The organism is Mesorhizobium vachelliae (assembly GCF_033977325.1).
In the GTDB taxonomy this organism is placed as follows: domain Bacteria; phylum Pseudomonadota; class Alphaproteobacteria; order Rhizobiales; family Rhizobiaceae; genus Mesorhizobium; species Mesorhizobium vachelliae.
The window spans coordinates 18,716-28,895 of the sequence record NZ_JAVIIR010000030.1 but is presented as its reverse complement, the minus strand read 5'-3'; the positions used below and the strand labels follow the sequence as shown (position 1 = coordinate 28,895).

6 protein-coding genes and 1 pseudogene are annotated in these 10,180 nt (G+C 64.2%); 5 read left to right on the top strand and 2 right to left on the bottom strand.

All coding sequences use genetic code 11. The features are described from left to right. Positions 1-345: 345 nt before the first annotated feature. The 3 genes and pseudogenes from RFM41_RS32675 to dnaE all read left to right on the top strand — a co-directional run. Positions 346-528, top strand: a pseudogene (locus RFM41_RS32675) (biotin carboxylase N-terminal domain-containing protein); the annotation flags it as partial. 249 nt (positions 529-777) lie between these two features. Continuing rightward, on the top strand, positions 778-2,790 hold the full coding sequence (locus RFM41_RS32670) for an acetyl-CoA carboxylase biotin carboxylase subunit (RefSeq protein WP_320244663.1): 2,013 nt from the start codon (positions 778-780) through the stop codon (positions 2,788-2,790). Positions 2,791-2,910: 120 nt separating this feature from the next. Then, on the top strand, positions 2,911-6,438 hold the full coding sequence (dnaE, locus tag RFM41_RS32665) for a DNA polymerase III subunit alpha (RefSeq protein WP_320244666.1): 3,528 nt from the start codon (positions 2,911-2,913) through the stop codon (positions 6,436-6,438). 123 nt (positions 6,439-6,561) lie between these two features. Here the strand turns inward: dnaE and RFM41_RS32660 are convergent, their stop codons facing one another. Next, positions 6,562-7,449 carry a DMT family transporter gene (locus RFM41_RS32660; RefSeq protein ID WP_320244669.1) on the bottom strand — a complete coding sequence of 296 codons (888 nt, stop codon included), beginning with the start codon at positions 7,447-7,449 and terminating at the stop codon, positions 6,562-6,564. Between the two features lie 227 nt (positions 7,450-7,676). Between RFM41_RS32660 and RFM41_RS32655 the strand changes: the two genes are divergently transcribed. Beyond that, positions 7,677-8,180 carry a hypothetical protein gene (locus RFM41_RS32655; protein WP_320244671.1) on the top strand — a complete coding sequence of 168 codons (504 nt, stop codon included), beginning with the start codon at positions 7,677-7,679 and terminating at the stop codon, positions 8,178-8,180. 4 nt (positions 8,181-8,184) lie between these two features. On the opposite strand, the gene RFM41_RS32650 is transcribed toward RFM41_RS32655, so the two are convergent. Beyond that, entirely contained in the window at positions 8,185-9,513 is a 1,329-nt protein-coding gene (locus RFM41_RS32650; protein WP_320244674.1) for a DNA polymerase IV, read from the bottom strand. A gap of 65 nt (positions 9,514-9,578) precedes the next feature. Here RFM41_RS32650 and RFM41_RS32645 point away from each other — a divergent pair, with 65 nt between their 5' ends. After that, positions 9,579-10,154, top strand: a complete 576-nt coding sequence (locus RFM41_RS32645) for a GNAT family N-acetyltransferase (RefSeq protein WP_320244677.1) — start codon at positions 9,579-9,581, stop codon at positions 10,152-10,154. Positions 10,155-10,180 lie beyond the last annotated feature (26 nt).

Below are 10,180 nucleotides of genomic sequence, written 5' to 3'. Positions count from 1 at the left end.
ACCAGAACCTCGCCCTCGCGCGGGCCCTCGAGGTCCACCTCCATGATCTCCAGCGGCTTTCCAGCGCCAACGGCTACAGCGGCACGCGTCTTCATGAGGCACTCCTCCCAACGATCTGTAAGTTTTAGCTAACGGCAAGCTACCCGTGGCGAATGCCAGCCTGCCATCCCTGCGGTGTTGCGCGTAACCTTAGCGAGTTCCGCGCCGGCGGCCAACGTCTCCTGCGACGTTTTTCGGCGCGGTTTCTGCAATCGGCACCAGCCGCGGGAGCCGACTCGCGGGCACTTGAGGCGCGCCGGAATTGTCCATAGAACTGGACCGCTTCGCCGGAGGACCGACATCCGAATGTTCAAGAAGATCCTGATCGCCAATCGCGGCGAGATTGCCTGCCGCGTCATCAAGACGGCGCGCAAGATGGGAATTGCCACGGTCGCCGTCTATTCGGATGCCGACCGCGATGCCATGCATGTCGAAATGATCTCCAGCGGCTTTCCAGCGCCAACGGCTACAGCGGCACGCGTCTTCATGAGGCACTCCTCCCAACGATCTGTAAGTTTTAGCTAACGGCAAGCTACCCGTGGCGAATGCCAGCCTGCCATCCCTGCGGTGTTGCGCGTAACCTTAGCGAGTTCCGCGCCGGCGGCCAACGTCTCCTGCGACGTTTTTCGGCGCGGTTTCTGCAATCGGCACCAGCCGCGGGAGCCGACTCGCGGGCACTTGAGGCGCGCCGGAATTGTCCATAGAACTGGACCGCTTCGCCGGAGGACCGACATCCGAATGTTCAAGAAGATCCTGATCGCCAATCGCGGCGAGATTGCCTGCCGCGTCATCAAGACGGCGCGCAAGATGGGAATTGCCACGGTCGCCGTCTATTCGGATGCCGACCGCGATGCCATGCATGTCGAAATGGCCGACGAGGCGGTGCATATCGGACCGCCGCCGGCGGCGCAGAGCTATCTGCTGCCAGAGAAGGTCATCGCCGCCTGCAAGGAGACCGGCGCGGAAGCCGTGCATCCGGGCTATGGTTTCCTGTCCGAGCGTGCCTCCTTCTGCGAGGCGCTGGAGAAGCAAGGCATCGTCTTCATCGGGCCAAAGCCCAAGGCCATCAAGGCTATGGGCGACAAGATCGAATCGAAGAAGTTCGCCAGCCAGGCCAAGGTCTCGACCGTGCCCGGATGGCTGGGTGTCATCGAAGACGCCGACCATGCCGAAAGGATAGCCGGCGAGATCGGCTATCCGGTCATGATCAAGGCCTCGGCCGGCGGCGGCGGCAAGGGCATGCGCATCGCCTGGAGCAAGGCGGAGGTGCGCGACGGTTTCGAGCGGGCGCGCTCGGAAGCGAAAAGCTCCTTCGGCGACGACCGCGTCTTCATCGAGAAGTTCGTCGTCGATCCACGCCACATCGAGATCCAGGTGCTGGCCGACGCGCATGGCACCGCGCTCTATCTCGGCGAACGCGAATGCTCGATCCAGCGCCGCAACCAGAAAGTGGTCGAGGAGGCGCCATCGCCATTCCTCGACGCCAAGACCAGGAAGGCGATGGGCGAGCAGGCGGTGGCACTGGCGAAAGCCGTCGACTACCAGAGCGCCGGCACCGTCGAGTTCATCGTCGACAAGGACAAGAATTTCTATTTCCTCGAGATGAATACGCGGTTGCAGGTCGAGCACCCGGTGACCGAGCTCGTGACCGGCATCGACCTGGTCGAACAGATGATCCGCGTCGCCGCGGGCGAGAAGCTCGGAATCAAGCAGAGCGACGTGAAGCTCAACGGCTGGGCGGTGGAGAGCCGCCTTTATGCCGAGGATCCCTTCCGCAACTTCCTGCCGTCGATCGGCCGGCTGACGCGTTACCGGCCGCCGGAGGAGGGCACGTTCGGCGACATCGTCGTACGCAACGACACCGGCGTCGCCGAAGGGTCGGAAATCTCGATGTTCTACGACCCGATGGTGGCTAAGCTCTGCACCTGGGCGCCGAACCGGCTGGCGGCGATCGACGCCATGTCGGAAGCACTGGACAGGTTCGTCGTCGACGGCATCGAGCACAACATCCCGTTCCTTTCGGCGCTGATGCAGCATCCGCGTTGGCGCGAGGGGCGGCTGTCGACCGGCTTCATCGCCGAGGAATATCCGGACGGGTTTTCGCCGGTCGCGCCGGATGGCGAGGAGAAAGCGGTCTTCGCCGCTGTCGCAACCGCGATCGAGCTGCTGCGCCGCGACCGGCTTGACCGCCTCAGCGGCCGGCTCGCGCCGCATTCCGGCCATCTCAAGCGCGACTGGGTGGCGAAGATCGGCGCTGATTATCTTCCGGTCGAGATCGTCGACGGCATGATTTCCATCCCGATGGAGGTCGATCTGTCGATCGACGGCGGCAAGCCGTTGACGGTCGCCTCCGACTGGCGTTCGGGCGATGCGATCTGGCAGGGCACGGTCGGCGGCAACAGCATCGCCGCCCAGATCCGCCCCGCGCTGAACGGGCTGCGGATTGCCTGGAAAGGCATGTCGGTGGCTGCGCGCGCCATGCTGCCGCGCACGGCCGAGCTTGAAAGGTTGATGCCGGAGAAACTGCCGCCGGACACCTCGAAGATGCTGCTCTGCCCGATGCCAGGTCTCGTCGTCTCGATCGCAGTCGCCGAGGGCCAGGAGGTCAAGGCCGGCGAGACGCTGGCCGTGGTCGAGGCGATGAAGATGGAAAACGTGCTGCGCGCCGAACGCGACCTCACCATTGTCAAGCTCAACGCCAAGCCCGGCGACAGCCTGGCGGTCGATGCGGTGATCATGGAGTTCGCCTGAGAAGAGGCGATACGGGTCGCAAGCCTGTGCCCTGTGGGTCATTTATGCTGGACTGGCATGGCTCTGTCCGGGACAATACATCTACATGGATTGTGAGTCTTTGGGACAGCGCGAAAAAATATGGCGGATGAACGACTTCCACGCGATCCTTTGCAGCGCGAAGCAGCCGTGAAGGCCGCGCGGCCGGAAGCGCCGGCGCGCACCTTTATCCATCTGCGCGTGCATTCGGCCTATTCGCTGCTCGAAGGCGCGCTTCAGCTCGGCGCGATCGTCGGCCATGCCGTGAAGGACGAAGCGCCGGCGATTGCCGTCACCGACACCAACAACCTGTTCGGCGCGCTCGAATTCGCCCAGAAGGCGGTCAAGGATGGCATCCAGCCGATCATCGGCTGCCAGATCGATCTGGCCTTTTCCGGCGAGGCGAGCGACGGCCAGCGCGACCGTCGCCGCAACGGGCCGGAGATGTCGCCAATGGTGCTGATCGCCGCCAGCGAAGCTGGTTATGCCAATCTCGTCCGGCTGATCAGCAAGGTTTATCTGGAGACGCCGCCCGGCGAGCCGGTGCATCTGACCAGCGCGCAACTGGAAGCCCGGTGCGACGGGCTGATCTGCCTGACCGGCGGCCCGCGCGGCCCGATCGGCAGCGCCTTGAAGGCGGACCGGCGCGACCTCGCCGAACAGCGTCTGCTGTTCCTCAAGGGCCTGTTCGGCGACAGGCTTTATGTCGAGCTGGAGCGGGTCGCCGGTTATGACCGGATGGTCGAGAAGTCGACGGTCGACCTGGCCTACACGCATGACCTGCCGCTGGTCGCCACCAACGAGGCTTTCTTCTCCAAGCGCGAGGACTATGAGGCGCATGACGCGCTGATTGCGATTGCCGAAGGCTCGGTGGTCGCCGCGGACAATCGCCGGCGGCTTGCCGCGGACAATTTCCTGCGCAGCCAGGCTGACATGGCGCGGCTCTTCTCCGACCTGCCCGAAGCGATCGACAGCACGGTCGAGATCGCCATGCGCTGCTCCTATTATCCGAAGAACCGCAGCCCGATCCTGCCGCGCTTCACCGGCGCCGACGCCGCCGACAAGGACGCAGCGGAGAAGGCCGAGGCGGCAGAGCTTGCCCGCCAGGCGCGAGAGGGGCTGGAGAAGCGGCTTGCGGCGCACGGGCCGACGCCGGGCTACACGGTCGAGCAATATCGCGAACGGCTCGAATTCGAGCTCGGCATCATCGAGAGAATGAAGTTTCCCGGCTACTTCCTGATCGTTGCCGACTTCATCAAATGGGCCAAGTCGCAAGGCATTCCGGTCGGGCCGGGGCGCGGTTCGGGCGCGGGCTCGCTGGTGGCGTATTCCACCACCATCACCGACATCGACCCGCTGCGCTTCTCGCTGCTGTTCGAGCGCTTCCTCAACCCGGACCGCGTCTCGATGCCGGACTTCGACATCGACTTCTGCCAGGACCGGCGCGAGGAGGTGATCCGCTACGTCCAGCAGAAATACGGGCGCGACCAGGTCGGCCAGATCATCACCTTCGGTACGCTGCAGGCGCGCGCAGTGCTGCGCGACGTCGGCCGCGTGCTGCAGATGCCCTACGGCCAGGTCGACAAGCTTTCCAAGATGGTGCCGCAGAACCCGGCCAATCCGGTCAAGCTGGCGGACGCCATCGCCAATGAGCCGCGCTTCGCCGAGGAGGCGGAGAAGGAGCCGATCGTCCAGACGCTGCTCGACACGGCGCAGAAGCTCGAGGGCCTCTACCGCCATGCCTCGACGCATGCCGCCGGCATCGTCATCGGCGACCGGCCGCTGTCCGAACTGGTGCCGATGTACCGCGATCCGCGCTCCGACATGCCGGTCACCCAGTTCAACATGAAATATGTCGAGCAGGCCGGGCTGGTGAAGTTCGACTTCCTCGGCCTGAAGACGCTGACGGTGCTGGAGACGGCGGTGAAGCTGATCCGCCGGCGAGGCGTCGACATCGATCTCGCCACGATCCCGCTCGACGACAAGGACACCTACTCGATGCTGTCGCGCGGCGAGGTGGTCGGCGTGTTCCAGGTTGAAAGTGCCGGCATGCGCAAGGCGCTGATCGGCATGCGGCCGGACTGCATCGAGGACATCATCGCGCTGGTCGCGCTCTATCGCCCCGGCCCGATGGAGAACATCCCGACCTACAACGCCAGAAAGCATGGCGAAGAAGAGATGGCCTCGATCCATCCCAAGATCGACCATCTGGTGAAGGAGACGCAAGGCGTCATCGTCTACCAGGAACAGGTGATGCAGATCGCGCAGCAGCTGTCCGGCTATTCGCTCGGCGAAGCCGATCTTCTGCGCCGCGCCATGGGCAAGAAGATCCGTGCCGAGATGGACAAGCAGCGCGAGCGCTTCGTCTCCGGCGCGGTCGAGCGCGGGGTCTCCAAGCCGCAGGCCGACTTCATCTTCGACCTGTTGGCCAAGTTCGCCGACTACGGCTTCAACAAGTCGCACGCGGCTGCTTATGCGGTCGTTTCCTACCAGACCGCCTATCTCAAGGCGCATTACCCGGTCGAGTTCCTGGCGGCGTCGATGACGCTCGACATGAGCAACACCGACAAGCTGGCCGATTTCCGCCAGGACGCCATGCGTCTCGGCATCGAGGTGGTGGCGCCGTCGGTGATGTCGAGCTTCCGTCCCTTCGAGGTCGGCGAGAACAAGATCTTCTATTCGTTGGCAGCGCTCAAAGGCGTCGGCGACGCGGCGGTCGAGCACATCGTCGAGATGCGTGGCGAGAATCCGTTCAAGAACCTTGCCGATTTCTGCGAACGGGTCGATCCGAAGACCGTCGGCAAGCGCGTCTTCGAAAGCCTCATCATGGCTGGCGCGCTGGACTGCTTCGGGCACGACCGCGCCCAGATGATGGCCGGCGTCGAGCGCATGATGGGCCTGGCCTCGCTGGCGCAGCAGAACGCCATTTCCGGCCAGGCAGACATTTTCGGCGCTTCGCTTGGGAGCCAATCGCAGGCGCTCAACCTGCCGGCGACTGATCCTTGGCTTTCCGCGGACCGGCTGCATCGCGAGTTCCAGGTGGTGGGCTTCTACCTTTCGGCGCATCCGCTGGATGAGTACAAGGCCGCACTGCAGAAGATGCGGGTGCAGAACTGGGGTGAATTCTCGGCCGCCGTCAAACGGGGCGCTGCCGCCGGGCGGCTCGCCGGCACCGTCACCACCAAGCAGGAGCGCAAGACGCGCACCGGCAACAAGATGGGCGTCGTGCAGTTTTCCGACACGACGGGCCAGTACGAGGCGGTGCTGTTCTCGGAGGGGCTGGCGCAGTATCGCGACATGCTGGAGCCCGGCCGCTCGGTGGTGATCACCGTTTCGGCCGAGGACCGGCCGGAAGGTATCAATCTGCGCATCCAGACCGTGCAGTCGCTGGAGGACGAAGCCAGCCGCATACAGAAGGCGCTGCGCATTTTCGTGCGCGACGCAGCACCCCTCGGTACGCTCGCCAACCAGCTTTCGGTCAAGGGCGAGGGGCAGGTGAGCTTCGTGCTGATCAAGGACGCCGGACAGGGCGAGGTCGAGATCGAATTGCCGAACCGCTATCGCATCTCGCCGCAGGTCGCATCGGCGATGCGCGCGGTGCCTGGCGTGGTCGAGGTCGAGCTGGTTTAGAGCAATTCCAGGAAAGTTTAGAGCAATTCCAGGAAAAGTGTGAGCGGTTTTCCGTCCGGAATTGCGTAAAAACAAAGAGACAGTGCGTTTCGCCGTTTCCGCGAAATGGTGAAATGCACTAGCCTATGGGGTTGCCGCTTCCGCTTCGGCCACCCGTGGCGTCTTCTTCTGCAGGTTGAGCAAATTGCCGGCGAGGATCAGGGCCGCGCCGCCGGCGGTGAAGACGTCGATCTGCTCATGATAGAGCAGCCAGCCGATCAGCGCCGTCAGCGGCACGCGCAGGAAATCCATCGGCGAGATGATCGTGGCATCGGCGTGGACCAGCGCGCGGGCCAGGCAGAAATGCGACGACATGCCGGTGAAGGCGATGACGAAGATCCATGGCCAGAGGCCGGGCGAAGGATTGCGCCAGCTATAGAGAGCCGGGACCAAGCCAACCACCGACTGGATGATAAGCATCCAGAAGATGATGCGCACCACGCTTTCGGTCCTGGTCATCGACTTCACCAGCACCATCGAGATGCCGAAGCAGACCGCGGCGCCGAGCACGACGAGGTGGCCGGGATCCATCGAGCCCGTGCTGGGGCGCACGATGATCACCACGCCGATCAGGCCAAGCACGATCGCCGTGAGCTTCGACCGCGACAGCCTTTCCCCCAGAAAACTGACCGCGAGAATCGCGGTCCAGATCGGCGTCGTGAATTCGATCGAGATCAGCACGGCGAGCGGAATGAGTGTCAAAGCATAGAGCCACGCGGCCTGGCCGGTGTAGTGGATGACATTGCGGGCGATGTGGGCGAAGGGGCGCTTGGTGCGCATTGCGGCAAAACCGCCGTTCATCACCACCAGCGGCAAAAGGATGAAGAAACCGATCACCGAGCGCAGTTCCAGCACCTGGAAGACGTTGAGCTCGGCGGTCGTCTCGCGGCCGGCGACCGACATCGCCAGCATCGAGGCGATTGACAGAGCCATCCAGAATGCGGCTTTTGGGATCGAAGGAGCGGGCGCCATTTGGGCGCCTATGTCGCAAGCTTGGACCTGGGCCGCAACCGTTAGTGGCGTCATTCCACTGGGCCAGCGAATAGGGGTGTCAAAAAACCGTCATGGCGACGGCGGAACCTTGCGACCGCAGCGCCCGTTAAGTCCACGCTTCCGCCTTCCTTCGGAAGGTCCCGGCCGAAACCGGGTCATACTTTTCCTTGGAATTGTTCCAGCGATCGCGAGAGGGGAACGCCTTGATGAAATCGACTGCCGCCATGCTGGCCGCCGCCTGCCTTTTCTGCCCGACGGGCGCGCATGCCGACGAGGCGGCTTTTCTGCGGTCGCTGCAGGGAAAGTTCTCCGGCAAGGGAACGGTCAGGATCAGGACCAACACGCCGGTGATGAACATCAGCTGCACCTTCACCTCGGACGCGACGGCGAACTCGCTGTCGCTTGACGGCACCTGCCGTGCGTTGCTGATCATGTCGCGCGAAATCCGCGCCGACCTGAAGGTCAGCGGTGGGAAATACACCGGCACCTATATCGGCTCGCGCAGCGGACCCGCGGGGCTGAGCGGAAGCCGCAAGGGCGACGCAATCGACCTCGACATCCATTGGGCGAAAATCGTCAATGGCGATCGCGACGCGGAGCTGACGGTCGAGAAGGTCGGACCGGACAATATGCGCATGACGGTGACCGACATGGACCCGGCGACCGGCAAGATGGTGGTGACGAGCCGGATCGATCTCAAGCGCAGTTGACGCTTTACTCTTCAAGCGGCTCGGGCGGGTTGGCAGCGCGGCCTTTGCCGAACGTATAGCCGGTCTCGAGGGCTTTCCTGCCGAACTTGTCGCGCAGCGTGTCCATGGCGCCTTCCGCCAGCGCGCGCTTGCGCGACTGCACGTCGACCAGATCCGGCGGATCGGCTTTTTCGTCGTCGGAGAGGTCGCTGACGCCGATGCCAAGCAGGCGGAATTTGGTGCCGTCGGCCTCGCGGCGCAACAGGTCGAGGCCGGTCTGGAAGATACGGTCGGCCAGGCGCGTCGGATCGCCGAGCTGGCGGTTGCGCGTGCGGGTCTTGAAATCCTGCGTCTTCAGCTTCAGTACCACGGTGCGCCCGGCAATGCCTGATTTCTTCAGTCGCGCCGAGACCTTTTCCGAGAGCCCGCGCAGCACCGGCACCAGTTCCGCCAGTGCGGCGATGTCGGTGTCGAAGGTGGTTTCGGCCGACACGCTCTTGGCGTCGCCATCGGGGTCGACCGGACGATCGTCCTCGCCCCGCGAAAGGCGATATAGCCGGTCACCCATCACGCCATAACGGCGCATTAGGTCGCCGCGCTCCATGCGCTGCAATTGCGCGATCATGCGGATGCCGTCGCGTTCCAGCGTCGCGGCCAGCGCCTTGCCGACGCCCCAGATCATCGTCACCGGCTGCGCGGCGAGGAAGCTTGGCGCTTCGGTTTCGCCGATCACCGAAAAGCCGCGCGGCTTGCGGAAATCCGAGGCGATCTTGGCCAGGAACTTGCAATAGGAAAGGCCGGCCGAAACGGTGATGCCGAGCTCCTTTTCCACCGTCTGCGCGAAGCGCGCCAGCACCAGCGCCGGCGGCATGCCGTGCAGCCGCTCGGTGCCGGCGAGATCGAGAAAGGCCTCGTCGATCGACAGTGGCTCGACCTGCGGCGTCAGCGCCAGCATCAGCGCGCGAACCTCGCGCCCGACGCCGACATATTTTTCCATGTTTGGCGGGATCACCACCGCTTCGGGGCAGAGTTCCAGCGCCTTGAACATCGGCATGGCCGAGCGAACGCCCTGGATGCGGGCGATGTAGCAGGCGGTGGAGACGACGCCGCGCCGGCCGCCACCGACGATGACCGGCCTGTCCTTCAGCGCCGGGTTATCGCGCTTTTCGATCGCGGCGTAGAAGGCGTCGCAATCGATATGGGCGATCTTGAGCCGGTAGAGCTCGGCATGGCGGACAAGGCGCGGGCTGCCGCAGCGATCGCAGCGACGCGTCTCCGAGCGCTGGAGCGCCAGGCAGTCACGGCAAAAACCGTGTTCGGGATTGTTGACAGGAGCCGCCATCGCTGCGAACATAAAGAGAACAAACGCAATGGTACGACAGCGCAGGGTCGGCAACAAGCTTGGCCTGGGGAGAACGCATGAGCACGACCATAGCACCGCTGACCCCCGAACGCTGGCCCGATTTCGAAGACCTCTTCGGCAAGCAGGGCGCCTGCTACGGCTGCTGGTGCACGCATTTCCGGCTGGCGCCGGCGGAACGGCGCGCCAGCGACAAGGAGCGCAACAAGGATCTCATAAAGGCGCGCATAGAGGCAGGTCCGCCGCCCGGGCTCTTGGCCTTCGAAGATGACAAGGCGGTCGGCTGGATGCAGATTGGGCCGCGCGCCGACGTGCCTGAGTGGAACAACCAGGGCAGGGGCTCGGCTCCGGTCGATCCTGCCGATGCCGGCGACCCGAATGTCTGGGCGATCTCCTGCTTCTTCATCCGCGTCAAGGCGAGGGGACGAGGCGTCACGCATCGCCTCGTCGAGGGCGGTATCGCTTTCGCTCGCGAGAATGGCGCGAGGCTTTTGGATGCCTGCCCGATCGACCTGTCGCGCGATTCGCGCTCGATCGGGCTTTTCGTCGGTTCGTCGCGGGTGTTCGAGAAGGCCGGCTTCGAGAGGCTGGTGGAACGCAAGCCTGGCCGGCCGCTGATGCGGCTGGTGCTTTAGCCGGATCAGCTTTTGGCCTACAGTCG

Coding starts and splice junctions, on each gene's coding strand:
- RFM41_RS32670 (WP_320244663.1), top strand. CDS start 778: ATGTTCAAGAAGATCCTGATCGCCAATCGCGGCGAGATTGCCTGCCGC.
- RFM41_RS32650 (WP_320244674.1), bottom strand. CDS start 9,513: ATGTTCGCAGCGATGGCGGCTCCTGTCAACAATCCCGAACACGGTTTT.
- RFM41_RS32660 (WP_320244669.1), bottom strand. CDS start 7,449: ATGGCGCCCGCTCCTTCGATCCCAAAAGCCGCATTCTGGATGGCTCTG.
- RFM41_RS32655 (WP_320244671.1), top strand. CDS start 7,677: ATGAAATCGACTGCCGCCATGCTGGCCGCCGCCTGCCTTTTCTGCCCG.
- RFM41_RS32645 (WP_320244677.1), top strand. CDS start 9,579: ATGAGCACGACCATAGCACCGCTGACCCCCGAACGCTGGCCCGATTTC.
- dnaE (WP_320244666.1), top strand. CDS start 2,911: ATGGCGGATGAACGACTTCCACGCGATCCTTTGCAGCGCGAAGCAGCC.